The 16426-nt window shown below is 72.4% G+C and carries 14 protein-coding genes; 9 read left to right on the plus strand and 5 right to left on the minus strand.

The features are described 5' to 3' along the window. Window positions 1–17: 17 nt before the first annotated feature. On the minus strand, window positions 18–1832 hold the full coding sequence (locus OG361_RS35740; RefSeq protein ID WP_405860281.1) for an ABC transporter ATP-binding protein: 1815 nt from the start codon (window positions 1830–1832) through the stop codon (window positions 18–20). A gap of 309 nt (window positions 1833–2141) precedes the next feature. Here OG361_RS35740 and OG361_RS35745 point away from each other — a divergent pair, with 309 nt between their 5' ends. Continuing rightward, window positions 2142–2678, plus strand: a complete 537-nt coding sequence (locus OG361_RS35745) for a hypothetical protein (protein WP_405860283.1) — start codon at window positions 2142–2144, stop codon at window positions 2676–2678. Then, window positions 2675–3334 (plus strand): signal peptidase I, encoded by a 660-nt coding sequence (lepB, locus tag OG361_RS35750; RefSeq protein WP_405860285.1) that lies wholly within the window; start codon window positions 2675–2677, stop codon window positions 3332–3334. The genes OG361_RS35745 and lepB overlap by 4 nt, the downstream gene beginning before the upstream one ends. Window positions 3335–3346: 12 nt before the next feature. Here lepB and OG361_RS35755 read toward each other — a convergent pair whose 3' ends face one another. Next, a complete protein-coding gene (locus OG361_RS35755; protein ID WP_405860286.1) occupies window positions 3347–6505 on the minus strand; it encodes an AfsR/SARP family transcriptional regulator in 3159 nt (1052 codons plus the stop codon). A gap of 320 nt (window positions 6506–6825) precedes the next feature. Between OG361_RS35755 and OG361_RS35760 the strand changes: the two genes are divergently transcribed. From OG361_RS35760 to OG361_RS35770, 3 genes are all read left to right on the plus strand, one after another. Next, the gene (locus tag OG361_RS35760) at window positions 6826–7374 is read left to right on the plus strand and encodes a hypothetical protein (protein WP_405860288.1); all 549 of its coding nucleotides are present in this window, start codon (window positions 6826–6828) and stop codon (window positions 7372–7374) included. A gap of 15 nt (window positions 7375–7389) precedes the next feature. Continuing rightward, window positions 7390–9123: a PQQ-binding-like beta-propeller repeat protein gene (locus OG361_RS35765; RefSeq protein ID WP_405860290.1), complete on the plus strand. Its 1734-nt coding sequence runs from the start codon at window positions 7390–7392 to the stop codon at window positions 9121–9123. A gap of 265 nt (window positions 9124–9388) precedes the next feature. Next, window positions 9389–10138, plus strand: coding sequence for a thioesterase II family protein (locus tag OG361_RS35770; RefSeq protein WP_405860292.1), 750 nt, complete (start codon window positions 9389–9391; stop codon window positions 10136–10138). 63 nt (window positions 10139–10201) lie between these two features. Here OG361_RS35770 and OG361_RS35775 read toward each other — a convergent pair whose 3' ends face one another. From OG361_RS35775 to OG361_RS35785, 3 genes are read right to left on the minus strand one after another with little or no spacing between them, the layout of a single operon-like run. Further along, complete coding sequence (locus OG361_RS35775; RefSeq protein ID WP_405860294.1) at window positions 10202–10714, minus strand: DUF6328 family protein; 513 nt, start codon at window positions 10712–10714, stop codon at window positions 10202–10204. Next, window positions 10711–10965 (minus strand): DUF6296 family protein, encoded by a 255-nt coding sequence (locus tag OG361_RS35780; RefSeq protein ID WP_405860296.1) that lies wholly within the window; start codon window positions 10963–10965, stop codon window positions 10711–10713. The genes OG361_RS35775 and OG361_RS35780 overlap by 4 nt, the downstream gene beginning before the upstream one ends. Before the next feature lie 10 nt (window positions 10966–10975). Beyond that, window positions 10976–11785, minus strand: coding sequence for an N-formylglutamate amidohydrolase (locus OG361_RS35785; RefSeq protein ID WP_405860298.1), 810 nt, complete (start codon window positions 11783–11785; stop codon window positions 10976–10978). Between the two features lie 357 nt (window positions 11786–12142). On the opposite strand from OG361_RS35785, the gene OG361_RS35790 reads away from it, so the two are divergent. The 4 genes from OG361_RS35790 to OG361_RS35805 all read left to right on the plus strand — a co-directional run bounded on the left by OG361_RS35790 (window position 12143) and on the right by OG361_RS35805 (window position 16399). Beyond that, complete coding sequence (locus OG361_RS35790) at window positions 12143–12712, plus strand: HPP family protein (protein ID WP_405860300.1); 570 nt, start codon at window positions 12143–12145, stop codon at window positions 12710–12712. 419 nt (window positions 12713–13131) lie between these two features. After that, complete coding sequence (locus OG361_RS35795; protein ID WP_405860302.1) at window positions 13132–13635, plus strand: hypothetical protein; 504 nt, start codon at window positions 13132–13134, stop codon at window positions 13633–13635. Then, on the plus strand, window positions 13605–15029 hold the full coding sequence (locus OG361_RS35800) for a hypothetical protein (RefSeq protein ID WP_405860304.1): 1425 nt from the start codon (window positions 13605–13607) through the stop codon (window positions 15027–15029). Before OG361_RS35795 ends, OG361_RS35800 begins: the two co-directional genes overlap by 31 nt. Further along, complete coding sequence (locus tag OG361_RS35805; RefSeq protein WP_384562657.1) at window positions 15026–16399, plus strand: VWA domain-containing protein; 1374 nt, start codon at window positions 15026–15028, stop codon at window positions 16397–16399. The genes OG361_RS35800 and OG361_RS35805 overlap by 4 nt, the downstream gene beginning before the upstream one ends. Window positions 16400–16426 lie beyond the last annotated feature (27 nt).

Genomic DNA, 16426 nt, shown 5'->3' on the forward strand with positions numbered 1-16426 from the left:
CTGGCGCCCACCGGGGTCTACACCTGCTCTGCCTTGGCGGCGGTGTCGTCGAGGAAGCCGCCCGACTGGTGCTGCCACAGCTTCGCGTAGGCACCCTCCGAGGCGAGCAGCTCGTGATGCGTGCCCTGCTCGACGATGCGTCCGCTGTCGAGGACGACGAGCTGGTCCATGGTGGCGACCGTGCTGAGCCGATGAGCCACGACGAGCGCCGTCCGCCCGTCCATGAGGCGCCAGAGCGCGTCCTGTACGAGGATCTCGCTCTCGGAGTCCAGGGCGCTGGTCGCCTCGTCGAGCAGCAGGATCGGCGCGTCGCGCAGAATCGCCCGCGCGAGGGCGACCCGCTGGCGCTGGCCGCCGGACAGCTTCACTCCGCGCTCTCCCACCATCGTGTCGAAGCCTTCGGGCAGCGTGTCGACGAACTCCGTGACGTGCGCCGCCTCGGCCGCACGGCGGATCTCGGCGTCGGTGGCGTCCGGCCGGGCGAACGCGATGTTCTCCCGCAGCGTGCGGTGGAACATCGCCGGGTCTTGCGGCACATAGGCGATCAGACTGCGCAGTTCGGCCTGTCGCAGCCTGCTGATGTCCTGTCCGCCGATCGTGATCCGGCCGCCGTCGATGTCCGTCATCCGCAGCAGCAACCGGGTGAGCGTGGTCTTGCCGCCGCCGGACCGGCCGACGAACCCCACCTTCGCCCCGCTGGGCACGGCCAGTTCGAGGCCCTCGAAGAGCGGCTTCGCGCCCGCGTGGGAGAAGGTCACCTGCTCGAAGCGGACATCGGCGCCCTCGGAGAGGAGCGGTTCCGGCGTCTCCGGGTCCCGTACGGTCGGCGGGGTCAGCAGCAGTTCGGTGAACTGCGCGGCCTCGATCATCGAGCTTTCCAGGCGGCGGTAGATCTGGTTGAACTCGAACATGATCCGTGTGGCGTTGGAGTAGTAGGTGAAGGCGACGACGACGGCCTCGACGCCGTGTTCCCCCGCGCCGAGCGAGAGGGCGAGCAACAGGCCGAGGACGTTGGTCAGCACGGACATCGGTGCGATCAGCGTGTCGATGCGCAGGTTGCCGTAGTCCCACGAACGCAGCGTGAGGCGTCGCGATTCGGCCACACGGGAGCGGTGTTCGGCTGCCTCACGTTCCTCAGCGGCGAACGACCGGACCGTGTCCATGTTCATCAGGCTGTCGGCGACGTGGCCCGACACGCGGGCGATCGCCTCCTCCCGCTGGTCGACGAGCGCCTGGCGGCGGCGGATCAGGGGCCGCACGCACAGCGTCGTGACCGCGATCATCGTCAGGAGGCCGACCACGAGCAGGGGTTCGTACGTCCACAGCACCACCGACGCGAACACCAGGGGCACGAACTTGCCCATCACCGAGAAGGTGAGCGTGTCGACGAACTCCTCGAACCGCGAGGCGAAGCTGAGTACCCGCTTGGTCAGCGAGCCGGCGAAGTTGTCGTGGAAGAAGGCGGCGTCCTTGGCGAACAGTGCGTCCATCCCGATCACGTACAGGTGCTCGATGCCGAGGGCGTCCAGACGGTTCAGACAGTGCAGCCCGACGCGCCACAGCGCCTCGGCGAACAGCAGCACGCCGGCGAAGCCGAGGACGTAGGGCAGCATCGGGCCGACGCCACCGCCGGTGTCCCCCGCGATGCGGCCGACGATCTTGGCGACGATCAGCGGCACGATGTAGAAGATTCCGATGTTGCCCAGTGCCGGTAGTAGCATCGCGGGCACCGCCCATCGTTTGAGCCGGGTCAGCTCCCTTCCGTAGAAACGAAGTGCGAGGAGCACCGAGCCCCTGCCTGGCGAACTCTTGCGCGATTCAGGCGTTCCCATCCAATCCTGCCTTTCGGATCAAAGTGGACAGGATTGGCAGTTTTCCGTGTGGGGACTCGCGCCGTCCATGGGTTATTTCCGGCCTGTCATCCAGCGGCGCCCATCGAGGCTCACAGGTACAACTGGACCGAATTGTCGCCCCAGTTGACAGGTTGTCATTTCAGAGGCCAATAATCCCGGCCGTAACGCCGAGTCGGAAGGGAAGTCTCCCCGACCGACCTCATCGGCGTCCCGGTCTCCCCTGCACGGGAGAGCGGGTCAACGAAAGGGATGGGCATGAAAGGTGCCTTCAGTTTCTTCGATCGGAGTGTGGAAGAAATGTGGGTCGAGCGCATCGCCGAGACCACGAACTGGGAGCCGCTTCGGCTGGAACTCCCCTGGAACAGCATGGAGGAAGACCTCGGCACCGCACTGCCCGCGGACTACAAGAAACTCGCCGAGACATTCGGCACGGGGGAATTCTCGGAGTTCATGAGGGTTCTGAGCGTCGATGCCACGCGCCAGTTCGACCTGACCCATATCTGGCACACGTACCTCGACACCAGCCCTGAGGAAGGGCCCGATCCCGTCCTCAAGCCGTACCAGGTGTACCGGCCCGGTCGTCGAGGGCTGATTCCCTGGGCCTTCGCGGAGATGGAGTGCAGCTACTTCTGGCTGGCGTCCGCGGAGGAGGACCCGGCGACCTGGCCGATCGTCACACGGGGCAACCCGTACCCCTGGCACGAGGTGAGCATGTCCACCTCCGAGTTCGTCTACCGCGTCCTGGCAGACCCGGAGTTCGAACCCTTCTCCATCGCGCGGCTGATGCCGGAACCGGACTTCTACCCGATCGGCCCGGTGTCATGACGGGCCGGCGCCGATCGCGGCTCGCCGGACGGATATTGGGTGCAGCGGGGCTGACTGCGGCCATGGGCGCGATCGCGCTTCTCGGCACCGGATACACGACAGCCACCGTCAACGGCGATTCCATGGATCCGACATACCCACGCGGCGACCGCGTCTTCTTCGAGCGAATCGATGCGGACGAGGTCAGGCGGGGCGATGTGGTGCTCCACCGGACGGAGGACCGCTACGAGAACAGGCCCGTGCTGCGTCGTGTGATCGGCACAGGCGGCGACCACGTCCGTCAGAGCCCCGGCGGGCCGGTGACGGTGAACGGCAGTCCGCTGACGGAGCCGTACGTGAAGGACGGTGATCCGTCCGGCGCGGCCCCCGCGTACGACGTGGTGGTGCCGGAGGGGAGGCTGTTCCTGCTCGGCGACCACCGCGCGAACTCCAACGACTCCCGCTTCTCGCTCAGCGCGCAGTCGGGCACCGTCGCGGCCACCACGGTCCAGGCCCGGGCCCTCGACGACCACACGGGACTGCTCCTGCTGGTACTGACAGCGCTGTTCGGGCTGCTCGGCACCGCCGGCGGGCTCGCGATGGAGATCGCCTCCCAGGTCACGCGGCGGGCGAGCCGGTCCCCCCACCCGCCTGCCCCGTCGGGCCGAGTCCGATGACGGTCCCGGCCGTCAGCGGGTGAGGGGCGCGGAGGTTTCGCTCAGCCCGGCGCGGGCCAGGCCGTACTCCCGTGGATGCTCGCCGGCGCCCGGCAGGGCGAGGGCGGTGCGGAACTGGTGCCGCGCCTCCGTGTGACGGCCCGCCGCCGCGTACGTGCTGCCCAGACGGATCCGGACGCCCATCTCCAGCCAGGTGCTCGGGTGCCGGGTCAGCACGGAGAGGGCCTCGTGGTGGGTGTCGACCGCCGAGCGCAGGTCGCCCCGTAGGTGCTCCACGGCGGCGAGCCGGGACAGGCAGGCCGCGCGGAGCGGCAGGTCCTCGGCCTCGCGGGCCAGCTCGCCCGCCCGCCGCAGCAGATGCCTGGCCTCCGCGTGCCGGCCGAGGGCCAGATGGGCGTCGGCGGCGAAGCACAGGGTGCCGGCGAGGGTCCGGGGGCGGCCGTTCCGCTCCGCGAGGGCGAGGGCCGTGGCGTAGTGGCCGAGCGCCTCCTCCTGCCGCCCCTGCTGGGAGTGGATCCCTCCCAGGTTGCAGTGCGCCGTGACGGTCAGCCAGTCGTCGTCGAGCCGGGCCGCCAGCTCCACCGCCTCGGACAGGTGGGCCACCGCCTCCTCGGTGCGGCCCAGCGGCCACTTCGCGGCGCCCAACCCGGCGGTCGCCCGGGCCCGGTCGCGCAGGTCGCCCCGACCGCCGGCGTACCGCAGCGCCTCGGTGAACCAGGACAGGGCCTGCCGGAAGCGCCCCTGATGGATGTCGACGATCCCCAGGGCGTTGCGCAGCGAGGACGGCATCCGTCGGTCGGTCGCCGTGTCCGCGCAGGGGAGAGCTCGCTCCAGGGCGGCACGGCACTCGTGGTGATGCCCCTGGCGGGTCAGGGGGTCGACCAGGGCTTCCGCGATCCGGCAGGCGTGGTCGGACTCGCCGGCGGCGACCGCGTGGGCCACCACGCCGACCAGCTCACCGCCCGCCGCGCTCAGCCACGCGGAGGCTTCCCGGCGCCCGGGGAAAGGCGAATCCGTGACGTCGTGGCCGTCCGGGAAGCCCTCGGGCCCCCAGTCCCCGGCGATCCGGCCGGCGGCCGTGTAGAGGCGCAGGACGGCGGCGCGGTCCGCGGCCGCCTCCCCGGCCGCCTCGGCGGCGAGCCGCCGCGCGTGCGCCCGTACGAGATCGTGCATCCGGTAGCGGCCGGGATGCGGCTGCTGAAGGAGGCTCGCGTCGACCAGGTCCTCCAGGAGACCTTCGGCGTCCTCACGGGAACGGCCCAGCGCGGCGGCGAGCGTGAGCCCGTCGAAGCGGGTGGTCGGCGCCGTGCCCGAAGCGCGGAAGCCGCGCCGCTGTTCGGGCGTGAGCTGGTCGTACGACATCCGGAAGGCGGCCTCCACGCTCCGGTCCTCGGCCCGCAGCTCGCCGAGGCTCCGCACGTCGTCGGACATCCGGCCGGCGAGGAAGGCCAGCGTCCAGGACGGGCGGTTCTGCAGCCGCGCGCTCGCGATGCGCAGCGCCAGGGGAAGGCCGCCGCAGCGCAGCGCCAGCTCGCGCGCGGCCTCGGGCTCGCGGTCCGCCCGGGACTCCCCGAGGAGCTCGCGGAACAGGCCGACCGCGTCGCCCGTGCCCAGCGGCTCCACGGTGAGTCGCAGATCGGCGTCGAGCCCGGTCAGGCGCTGTCGGCCCGCCACCAGGACCCGGCTGCCCGGCCCGGCGGGGAGCAGCGGACGCACCTGCTCGGCGCTGCGGGCGTTGTCGACGACCAGGAGCAGCCGGAGCGTACTCGTGGCCGCACGCCAGGAGGTGACCAGATCCGCCAGGTCGTCGGTGGCGTCCGTCGGTTCGTCGCCGGGGCCGCGGACCGCACGCAGCATCCGGCGCAGGGCGCGCTGCGGACCGACGCGCTCGTGCGCGGCGCCGTACGCGTGCAGGTCCACGAACAGGCAGCCGTCGGGGTGCGCCCCGTCCAGTGCCCAGGCGGCGCGCACCACCAGGGCGGTCTTGCCGACGCCCGCCGTGCCGTCGACCGTCATCACGGACACCGCGCCGGGGGCCACCGGGGCGGTCAGGAGGGCGAGTTCCCTCTCGCGGCCGACCAGGCAGGCGGTGTCGCCGGGGAGTTCGTTGCGACGGGGGCGAGATTCGGGTCGCCGTCGGAGCTGGGGTCGGGGGTGTGGGTCCGGCATGGGACGAGCACTCTCGCGGAGGTCGGATGGGGGGTCTGACGGGTGATCCGGTCCGGCTCCGGGACCTCCCGGCCGGTGCCCGGCCGGGAGGTCCCGGAGCGTGGCGGCGCCCCGAAGCGGGGCGACCTGGCGAGCGGCGGTGCTCCCGTCGGCGTGGACCCGCGCCGCGCCGCCGGGCCCTCCGCCGAGCAGGACCCGGTCGTCCTGGCGAAGGACCGCCCGGTGTACGCGGTGCAGTTCCTCGCCGGGCTCCACACCCAGCTCGTCGAGGAGCCCCCGCCGCGTCTCCCGGTAGACGGCCAGTGCCTCGGCCTGTCGCCCGCCGCCGTACAGCGCGCGCATCCGCAGGGCGGCGAGCGGCTCGTCGTGGGGCTGGGCCAGGGGCGCCGCCATGAGGGCGTCCAGGGCGTCCGCGTAGCGCCCGAGCAGGACCAGGCACTCGGCCAGGTCCTGGTGCAGGGCGCGCCGCTGCCCGGCGAGGCGCTGCCGCTCGGTGTCGGCGAGCGGCCCCGGCAGACCGGGCAGCGGTTCGCCGCGCAGCAGCTCCAGCGCCCGGCCGCCGTGGTCCAGAGCGGTGTCGAGGTCGCCCAGGGCTTTCGCGCGCTGGGCGCCGGCCGCGTGCTCGGCCAGGTCGTCGAGGTCGGTCCTCGCTCCGTCGGCGACGAAGCGGTAGCCGCCGCGCCCACCGTGGATCACCGACAGGTCAGGGCCGGCGCCGGCCGGGTCCAGCGCTTTGCGCAGTGCGTACACGTAACTCGGCAGGACCCGGTGGCCCGTACCCGGCGGTTCGGTTCCCCAGACGTCGTCGAGGAGCTGCCGGTACGTCACGAAGGCCGGAGCGCGCAGGATCAGGGCGGTGAGAACCGCCTGCCGTCGTACGGGGCCGAGCGCGAGCGGCGCATCGCCGTGACGGGCCCGGACCGGCCCGAGCAGCTCGATCCGCAGCCGGCCCCTCGTACCGGATGGCCCCGTCCCGCCCGAACCCACTGAATCCACGTCCATTTCGCCGTCCCCGTGTCCCCGTGTCCCCGTGTTCCGGTGACCCCGTGTTCCGGTGTCCCCGCCCGCCCTTTGTCGAACGGTCCGCGCCCGCGCAGCATGTCAAGGGCCCTGCTTCAGCAGGATTTCATCGGCACCGCAGAGCCACCTCGACAGACTGTGCCACGTCGTGTCGGTTGCCGACGAGCCGGACGGGCGCCGGGAACAGGGACGGCCCGGGCCGGGCCCGGGCCGAGGGCCGACGGGTGCGGCGGGGTCCCCGGGACACCGCCTCCCGGCAGGCGGCGACCGGCCAACACATCGTCAAGAGGGGACACATCGCCATGTCGCAGGTCAATCGCGCGTCCGGCACACAGCCCACCCGCCGCGGTGGGCGGTGGGAGCGGTACCGGGTCGCCCACCCGTTCTCCGCGAAGGACCAGGCGGGCCTGTGGGGGGCGATCGCGGGCGTCGTGGCTCTGGCCGCACTGCTCGGCTGGGCGCTCGACATGAAGGGTGGCGTGGTCATCGTCGCGGCGATCCCCTTCATCATCTCGTGGTTCGAGAACCGACGCACCGCGTTCCAGTTCGACGCGGCCGGCGCCCGGTTCGGCACCGTGCTGCTGCCGTGGTCCGACGTCACCCACTTCGTGGTGGTCACACCGCCGGACGGCCCGTGGGCGCTGATCGGCGCGCGGCTCCGTCCCGGCGCGACGCTGCCGGCCGGTGCGAACGCCGTACCGCGGGATCCGGCCATGCCCGCGCCGATCCACGCCGCCGTTCCGCGCGCGAAGTTCGATCTGGCGAAGATGGTCCACAAGGCGCGCAAGTACGCCCCGCCGCACATCCGGATCGTGGTCGCCGACCCGTCCGGGGAACGCGCCGCGGCCTAGGTGCGGAGGAGAGCGATGTCGGACCCGCACCAGCCCTGGCACACGCCGCAGCCGCCGCAGCAGCCCGGGTACACGCCACAGCAACCGCAGCAACCGCAGCAGCCGGGGTACACGCCTCAACAACCGCAACAGCCCGCGCACCCGCCGCAGCAGCCGGGGTACTCGCCTCAGCAACCGCAGCAGCCGGCGTACACGCAGCCGCCGCAGCAGCACCCCTGGTACACGCCACACGCGCCCCAGCAGCCGGTCGCTGTCAATCCGTATGCCCCGGAGGGCTACACGCCCATCGCCCCGCCGCCCCGCCGCGGACGCTTCGGCGGGAAGCGGAAGCCGCTGATCGCCACGGTCGTCGCGCTGCTCGTGCTGGTGGCGGGCGGAGTGGTGTACGCCGTCACCGACGGCTTTCGGGGCGGGTCGGTCACGCCCGTGGCGACGAACACGCCCAGCCCCTCCGGGACGCCGACTCCTTCCCGTACCGCCGCGGTCCCCACGCCGCAACCGAAGCGGATCCCGACGACGGAGGAGATCAACGCCGCGCGTACGCCGGGCGACGCCACGGCGTGGATCGTCGACGACCGGACCGATCTGCCCCGGCGCAACATCAAGCTCTACGACCTGTGGATCGTCGGGGACACCGTCGTCCAGGCCGTGTACAAGCGGGTCGTCGCCCACCGCCTCTCGGACGGGGCCGAGGTGTGGAGCGTGCCGCTGCCCACACCCGTCTGCGAGACACCGGTCAACCCGACCCCCGACGGCAAGATCGTCGTGGTCCACAAGAGCAGCGAGGCCCAGAACGGGAACAAGTGCAACCGGCTGCAGATGATCGACCTGAAGTCCGGGAAGGCCGGGTGGCGGAAGCAGCTCACCGAGACCGGTTCCATGGACGGCACGATCACGGTGCAGAGCGCGGTCGGCGGCGGCACCCTCGCGATCGTCCAGAGCATGAAGGCCGCCGCGTACCGGGTCGGTGACGGCGCCAAGCTCTTCGACATCCCCATGGAGAACCCCGGGAAGTGCTACCCCGCCAACGTGGCGGGCGGCGCCAGGCTCCTGGTGAGCTCCGACTGCGCGATCGGCGTCGACCGGGACAAGGGCTACTCCCAGCTCCGCGAGATCGACCCGCGGACCGGCAAGGTGCTCTGGCGCTACCGCACCCAGCCCGGCTGGAAGGTCGGCAAGATGCTCTCCGTCGCCCCCGTCGTGTTCACGACCTATCGCGCGGTGGAGTCCACCGAGAACTGGCGCGTCGTCGCCCTGGGGCCGGGCGGGAAGCTCCGTACCACCATCGACGCGCGGCCGAAGGGCTTCAAGTACTGCGCCGATGCGGGGGACTCGGGAGGAAACATGCAGCACTGCAAGGGCACCGCCGTCGGCAAGGACACCGTCTACCTGGGGGGCACCGACCGGGTCGGTGGCTACGACCTCACCACCGGGAAGCTCGTCTGGGGCGTGAAGTCCGGGGACAGCACCCTCTATCCCCTGCGCGCGGAGGGCGGCGCGTTCGCCCTCGTCTACGAGGCGGCCTCGTCGAAGCGGCCGGGCGGGGTCATCCGGTTCGGCCCGGGCGGCGCGGACACGAAGAAGCAGGTGCTCCAGCATCCCGGGTCGGCCCGGGCCACGGAGTCCGGAATGTTCGTCGGGAACCTCGCCTACGCGAACGGGCGGATCGTCATCACGCCGTGGGGCGTGAACGGCGACGACGCGCAGCACGAGGCCCGCATGCTGTCCTTCGCGCCCGAGGCCCGGTGACCGGGCCGGACGGACCGGACGGGCCGGGTGAGCCGGCGGGCGAGCCCTCCCGGCCGGCGGGTCGGCGGACGGGCCCTCCCGGCCGGGCGAACGCCGGTCAATTACCGGGTGATTCGCGGACAGTGGGCGGGAGTGACCGTCACCAGGACCGATTCCCGGGGCCCCCTGGGAACCTGTGACAGCATGCACGACGTGCCGATCTCAGGCCCGGAGCGTGCCAGTTGCCGGTTCTGGCGATCACGAGCGGGAACACGAGGGAGCGGGAATGGACATCGAGTGGCTCCGACGATTCGGTGCGGCGCAGGAGGACACGGGGCAGGGGGTCAGACTGGTCTGCTTCCCGCACGCGGGCGGCGCGGTCAGCGCCTACGTGCCGCTCTCGCGCGTCCTGAGCCCGGTGGTCGACGTGGTGGCCGTGCAGTACCCGGGGCGGCAGGACCGGTACCGCGAGACACCGGTCGAGTCCGTCACGCGCCTCGCCGAGCTTGTCGCCGACGCCCTGGAGCCGGAGGAGGGCCGCCCGTACGCCTTCTTCGGGCACAGCATGGGGGCGCTGGTCGCGTACGAGACGGCGCGCAGGCTCGCCGCGCGGTCCGCGCCCGGCCCGCTGCGGCTCTTCCTCTCCGGGCGGGGCGCGCCGGGCCTGCGCCCCGAGGCCGCCGACCGGATGACCTGTGACGCGGATGTGATCGCGGCGATCCGCAGGCTCGGGGGAACCGGCGTACGCGTCCTCGACGACCCCGATGTGATGGAGATGGCGATGCCGGCCCTCCGCGCCGACTACCGGGCGATCGGCTCGTACGGCTGGGAGCCCGGCCCGCCGCTCGACTGCCCCTTCACGGTGCTGGTCGGCGACGCGGACCCGGTCGTACCCGTCGCGCGGGCGGCGGAGTGGAGCGGCTTCACCAGTGCGGACACCGACGTGCGTGTCTTCCCCGGCGGCCACTTCTACCTCGACGGTTGCACGGAGGAGATAGGCGACGTCGTCACCGCGGCGCTCGGCGTGCGCGTCTGACGTTCTCGGCGGCGGGTCCGGCGTCCGCGTCGACGCCCGCTGCCCACCTCGGCGGGTCCGGTGTCACTCACGGCTCGTGTAGCGGAACCGGACCCAGAGCGGCAGGGCGAACCAGCAGAGCAGGTACCAGGCGAGGACCCCCGAGACCAGCCACGGCACGTAAGAGTCGTCCGTGGCCACCCGGAGGATGAGGAGGAGCGCCGAGGTCAGCGTCGCCAGGAGCAGGACGATGCCGAGAAAGGTGAGCCGCGCGGCCCAGACGACGGCCTGGGGCTTGATCCGCCGCCCCGCCACGATCCGGTGGAAGGCGACAGGTCCGATCAGCGCCCCCGTCGCCAGGGAGCCGAGGACGACCGTGACGATGTAGATCGTCTTGTCGGTCTGCTCAAGGCCCTGGAAGTGCGGGGTGAAGACCACCGTGAGGAGGAAGCCCAGGAGGATCTGGACGCCCGTCTGGGCCACGCGGATCTCCTGGATGAGGTCCTGCCAGCGCCGGTCCGCCCGCTCCTCCTCGGTCTCGTTCCGTCCGCTGCCCCGCTCGGTCGTGTCCTGGTCGCTCCTCCGGCCTGATGTCATGAACGCTCCTCGGCGTCGGGGAGAGGTCGGGCACGGACGCCCTGGGCCGGATCCTGGTGGCCGCCGGTGGCGAGGACGCGCACCTCACCCTGGTCGCTGATCTCCGCGCGGATGATGCCGGTCGGATCGGTGTAGACGGGATGGCCGCCGGGCCCGGTGGCAGAGGTGCGCTCCACGGTGACGACGTCCCCGGCCGATGATCCTGAGTCGGTGCCCTCGGAGAACACCAGCTCGTATCTGAGTGTGTCCATCCGCCTCATTTTACGCCGGGAGCGCGGAGGGCACCGCGTCGACCAGGGCTGCCAGGGCCTCGCCGAGATCCGCCGCCCCGGGTCCCGCCTGCCCGCCCGGCTCGCTCATGTAGAGATCGCGACGGATCTCGACCATCAGCGCGCTGACCCGGGGATCGAGGCGGTAGTACGCCAGCGGCACGTACGTCCCGGCGAACGGGCTGTCCGTGCCGACACCGCCGAAGCCGCCGAACGCCTCCCGTGCCGCGTCCCGCAGGGCGGGCGGCGTGTGGAAGGCGTCGGTGCCGAGACAGACCGGCGGGCGGGGTCCGTCGCCGTGCAGTTCGTACGGCAGCGGTGCGGCCGGGTACGAGTGGACATCGACGATCACCGCGCGCCCCGTCGCCGCCAGGCGCTCGGCCACGGCGTCGGTCATGCCCTGGGCGTACGGCGTGAAGTACCGGTCGATCAGGGGCTCGGTGTCGAATCCGGCCGGCCGCAGCGCGGCGCGGTGCGTCGTACGCGTGTACACCGCACCCATTCCGACGGCAAGCATCTCCTCCCGCTCGTCCGGGAAGCGCTCGGGGTCGACGACCAGGCGGGACAGCCGGTTGACGAACCGCCAGGGGGCCACGCCGGCCGCCGCGGCGGCCACGGCGGCGATCTCCGCCGTGTGGGAGTCGGTGATGTGGTCCAGCTCCCGGGCCAGTTCTCCGTCGTCGAGCAGGAGGTCGGCGCGGACGTCCGGGGGCAGCGCGCGGGAGGAGTGCGGCACGTGGAGGAGGACGGGGGAGTCCGGTGCGCCGGGGAGGAGGTGGAAGGAGGACGAGGCGTCGTTCATGTGGAGATCCTTGATTCCTTCGGCCCTGGAGGCAAGGCCGCGTGGTGGCGGGCGCTGGGTGCCGGGTGCTGGGTGCCGCGTGGCGTGTGTCCGGCGTTCTGTGTTTGGTGCCTGGCGTCCGGTGCTCGATGCCCGTCGCGGGTCGTCCGCCGCTTCCTGCTCCCTCTCCCTCTCCCGCCCCGTCCCCCCGCCCGTTCCGTCGCGAACCCGCTGGTTAGAGTGGTGAACGGATGCGCCGCCGCACCGGGCTCAGGCGCAGGACCGGGCCGACTGTCGATCACAGAGTCCCGTACGACCGTCACCCCCGACTCCCGCCCCGTCCGGCCAACGGCCGCCCGTCTCGGAAACGCGCATCACATGAGTACAGACGCCGCCCTGCAGCCCGAAACAGCCACCGCGCCCTCCGCTGTCGCCACCGCCAGGGGCCCGCGCCGGCCGAGGATCGCCGGGCGGGCTCCGGCCCGGCCGACGCCCGTGGCCGCCTTCCACAGCGTCAGCGCCGCGACGGCCGCCCTCCTCGGGCTCGTCGCGATCGGTGCCGTGATCCACGAGCCGGTACTGATACCTCCGCTGGCCGCCAGCGCGGCGCTCGTACACTGCGCTCCCGCGCTTCCCCTGGCCCAGCCCCGCAGCGTGGTCGTCGGACATCTGCTCGGGGCCGCCGCGGGGTACGCGGTGGCCGCCGCGGCGGGCGGCAGCGCCTGGGCCGCCGCCGTCGCCGCGGGCGTCACGCTGGCGCTGACGACAGTGGCCCGGACCCCGCACTCCCCGGCCTGCGCGACCGCCGTCGTCATCGTGCTCCAGATGCCCGCACCGGCCCGGTTCGTCCCGCTCCTGTTCGGGGCCACGGTCCTGCTCGTGCTGACCGCGTTCGCGGCCTCCCGGATCCGCCGCGGCGCACCGAGGTACCCCGCCTACTGGTGGTGAACCGCCCGACGAGGGGCGGGAGTACGTGTGCCGGGGGTCGCCGCCGACGGGGGCGATTCCCTGATGCGGGGTCAGGGTGCGTTCAGGGTTCGGCCGGGGAGATCCCGGTCGAAGCGGGCGGCCCGGGCGGACAGACTCGAAGGGACATGATCACCGCCTTTCGAGTGGAGTCGCCATGCAGCGTTGCGCGCCCCTGTACCTGACCGCTGAGGGCCGCGTCGGGCGATCCGGCGCACGCCGCGTCCCGGGGGAAGGCCGGCGCCGGGCGGGCGGGCGGACGGTCGGCGGAGTGTCGGGAAGAGCCACCGCAGCGGCCTCCGTTGCCGTGTCGGGGCCGTTGTCAGTGGGCGGGGATAGGTTCTCTCTTGTTCCGCCGATCCGGCGTGAACACCCCCTTTGACGTGCATGGGAGAAGTGCGTTGTCGGTCTGGGAGAGGTCGAGCGTGGCGCGGGTGGTACCGCCCGCGCGACCGAGGAAGCTTGCCAAGGTGCCGTTCGTCGAGCTGGGCGACGGGCGGTTGCAGGGCGTCGTGTCCAGCGGGTCCGACATAGGGCGCGTGTACGTGTCCTCGATCGCCGCCGGGACGTTCGCGTTCGCGTGCAGCACCAACAACAACCGCCCCTGCGGTGGCGCTCGCGGCACGTTCTGCAACCACATCCGCGCGCTCGTCGGCGAGGCCGTCCTGCAGTACGGGGCCGAGCGCGTCGCCCGCTACCTGAAGGCCGAGACGCCCGGCGCGGAGCCCGACGCCCAGGTGCTCGTCTCCGCGATGACGGCCACACGGCCCGCACAGGGCGACACCTCGGCCGCCGCCCCGGTGTTCAGCCGGTTCCTGCGGCACCTGGCCTATCTCGAGCGGGAGCCGGTCACCGTGCCGCTGCCCGAGATGCAGTGGTTCCCGCCGACGAGGGCGGTGGCCTGATGCGTACGGATCTGCTCTCCGACCCCGTCGAGGGGCTCGACGAGGCGCTCGCGGCCGTGGACGCCTTCGACCAGGTGCTCCTCGCCGGGCTGCTCCGCCCGCAGCCCGCTCAGGCCGAGGGCCTCGCCGCGATCGTGGACGCCCTCGCCGGCACGCCACTGGCGTCGCGGGTCGCCGAGGCCGCCGAGAAGGCCGAGGCCGGGGCCGCGGGCGAGGAGCACTTCATCGCCCTCGCCGCCGCCCGCACCGCCCTCATGGGCTCCGTGCACGACGCCCTGACGGCCCGTATCGGGGACGTCACCGGCCGGTCGCCCGCTGCGGATACGGCACCCGCCGCCGACGGGCAGGAGCCCGCGGCGAACGTGCTGGCAGCCGCCCGCGCCTGGCTGTGCGACCTCGCCCGCGCCGGCTGGCAGGGCATCGACCACGAGCTGGTCGCCGGCGCCGGACCGGTGGTCTCCGCGATGCTCCCGGACCCACTGCTGCGCAGGCAGGCCACGCTGCTCGACGGCTTCGCGGCCGAACTCGCCGCGTCCTGCCCCGGAGCCACCCTGGAGCGCGTCCCGGCGCGCCGCTGGGCCGACCTGTGGTCACGGGCGCTGCTGCTGACCCTGCCGGGAGCCACTCGCGCCCCTTCGACATCCACCGCGACCGGGCGTCTGCTGCCACTCGGCGTCGATGTGCAGGAGCACGCGACGGCCGTGCAGGCCCAGATCCACGCGGTCTTCGAGCCCGCTGACGGCACGGCCTCGCGTCTGGTGCGGGCCGCGGTGTCCGCACCGAAGCCGGACACCGTCGTCGGCGCCGGACTCTGGCAGCTGATCCGACCGAGGATGTCGCTGTTCGCCGCGGTGAGCGAGGGCCGCTCCATGGAGCTCGACGCCATGCCCGTCACCGCCGAGGGCGACCTCGTCTGGGACGACGCGCGGGCCCGCGCGGGTGAGCCCGCCGACCCGTTCGCCACGGCCCGGGTGATCCTGTCCACCGCGACCGACCCCGTGACCGCCCCGCTGGACCGCCACCCGGTCCGGATCGCCGTACCCGTCCTCATCGAGGGGTACGGGGTGGAGCGCGAGGACGAGGGTCCGCCGGTGTTCGCGGTCGCCGGGCACCGGCTGGCCGTCGACACCGACCGAATCCCGTCCGCGGGTCCGCTCACCCCGGAGACGGTCGCCGCGTCGGGCGCCTGCATCGGCCTGCTCCGCTGGGACGCCGGCGAGTTCGTCCTCCAGCCGCTCGCCGTCGAGACGACCGTGCGGAAGAAGGCCGTCGCCGTCCACGCGGGCGCGTGGGCCGGAGGCACCACCGACAAGGTCGGTGTCCGCGCGGAGAAGGCGGCCACGGACACCGTCGCCGTCCTGCGCGAACGAGCCGGAAGGCTGCTGCGGAAATGACCGACCGCCCAGCCCCCACCGACCCGGCCGCCCCCGGCGACGCCGACTCCGACGACAACCGCCGTCAGGTCCTCTACTGGCGTCTCCTCGCCCGGCTCTTCGACCACGAGGAGCAGGCCGCCCTGGAATCCGCGAGCCTCGCCGTCGTCGAGGACATCGGCCTGCCGTCGGCGCTGCTCGACCCGGGCGCCTCCGTCGACTCCGTCGTCCAGCGCCATCCGGAGCTGGCAGACGAGTTCGACGGCCTGATGACCCCCGAGCCCGATCCGGACGGGGAGCGTGACCGGGCCGCCGAGGTGCGGCGCGCGGCGCTCGCGTCGAAGGTACTGCTCAACGTCTTCGCCACCGGCGCCGGGACGGTCTCCGCCGGTCAGCTGGCACGCTGGCAGTCGGACGCCGGCTGGCTGGAGCGCGCTCTCGGCTGCCCGCCCGGCGGTCTGCGCGGCGGACGCGCCACCGGAGCGGGCATCACCGGCGGCGGTCTCGGAGCCGAACTCGGAGCCGTCGAGGCCGACCTCGTCCAGCGCATGCACCTGCGCGAAGTGCTCGCCGATCCCGCCCTGGCCGCCCGCCTCAACCCGAGCATGTCCCTCATCGAGCAGCTCCTGCGCGACAAGGGCAATCTCTCCGGCATCGCCCTGGCCAACGCCAAGTCCCTCATCCGGCGATACGTCGACGAGGTCGCCGAGGTGCTGCGTACGCAGGTGGAGAAGGCCACTGTCGGCGAGCTCGACCGCTCGGTCCCGCCCAAGCGGGTCTTCCGCAACCTCGACATCGACCGCACCATCTGGAAGAACCTCACCAACTGGAGTCCGGAGGAGGAGCGTCTCTACGTCGACCGCCTCTACTACCGGCACACCGTCCGCAGGACCACGCCCCAGCGGCTGATCGTCGTCGTGGACCAGTCCGGTTCGATGGTCGACTCGATGGTCAACTGCACCATCCTCGCCTCGATCTTCGCCGGGCTGCCGAAGGTGGACGTCCACCTCATCGCCTACGACACGCGGGCGATCGACCTCACCCCCTGGGTGCACGACCCGTTCGACGTGCTGCTCCGCACCAACCTCGGCGGCGGCAACGACGGTCCGGTGGCGATGGCCATGGCCCGGCCGAAGATCGCGGAGCCGAAGAACACCGTCATGGTGTGGATCTCCGACTTCTACGAGTTCGACCGCTCGCAACCGCTGTTCGAGGGCATCGAGGCCGTCCACCGGTCCGGGGTGCGGTTCATCCCCGTCGGCTCGGTGACCAGCTCCGGACGCCAGGAGGTCAACCCCTGGTTCCGTGAGCGGTTCAAGGCGCTCGGCACCCCGGTGGTCTCCGGCCACATCAACAAGCTCGTGCACGAACTCAAGACCTTCCTCACCTGAGACGCAGCCCTCACGACCTGCCCAGAA

The organism is Streptomyces sp. NBC_00090, assembly GCF_045160815.1.
Lineage (GTDB): Bacteria > Actinomycetota > Actinomycetes > Streptomycetales > Streptomycetaceae > Streptomyces.

Excerpts from the sequence above, each read along its gene's own strand:
- OG361_RS35740 (WP_405860281.1), bottom strand. The coding sequence starts at position 1,832 with ATGGGAACGCCTGAATCGCGCAAGAGTTCGCCAGGCAGGGGCTCGGTG.
- lepB (WP_405860285.1), top strand. The coding sequence starts at position 2,675 with ATGACGGGCCGGCGCCGATCGCGGCTCGCCGGACGGATATTGGGTGCA.
- OG361_RS35755 (WP_405860286.1), bottom strand. The coding sequence starts at position 6,505 with ATGGACGTGGATTCAGTGGGTTCGGGCGGGACGGGGCCATCCGGTACG.
- OG361_RS35760 (WP_405860288.1), top strand. The coding sequence starts at position 6,826 with ATGTCGCAGGTCAATCGCGCGTCCGGCACACAGCCCACCCGCCGCGGT.
- OG361_RS35765 (WP_405860290.1), top strand. The coding sequence starts at position 7,390 with ATGTCGGACCCGCACCAGCCCTGGCACACGCCGCAGCCGCCGCAGCAG.
- OG361_RS35770 (WP_405860292.1), top strand. The coding sequence starts at position 9,389 with ATGGACATCGAGTGGCTCCGACGATTCGGTGCGGCGCAGGAGGACACG.
- OG361_RS35775 (WP_405860294.1), bottom strand. The coding sequence starts at position 10,714 with ATGACATCAGGCCGGAGGAGCGACCAGGACACGACCGAGCGGGGCAGC.
- OG361_RS35780 (WP_405860296.1), bottom strand. The coding sequence starts at position 10,965 with ATGGACACACTCAGATACGAGCTGGTGTTCTCCGAGGGCACCGACTCA.
- OG361_RS35785 (WP_405860298.1), bottom strand. The coding sequence starts at position 11,785 with ATGAACGACGCCTCGTCCTCCTTCCACCTCCTCCCCGGCGCACCGGAC.
- OG361_RS35790 (WP_405860300.1), top strand. The coding sequence starts at position 12,143 with ATGAGTACAGACGCCGCCCTGCAGCCCGAAACAGCCACCGCGCCCTCC.
- OG361_RS35805 (WP_384562657.1), top strand. The coding sequence starts at position 15,026 with ATGACCGACCGCCCAGCCCCCACCGACCCGGCCGCCCCCGGCGACGCC.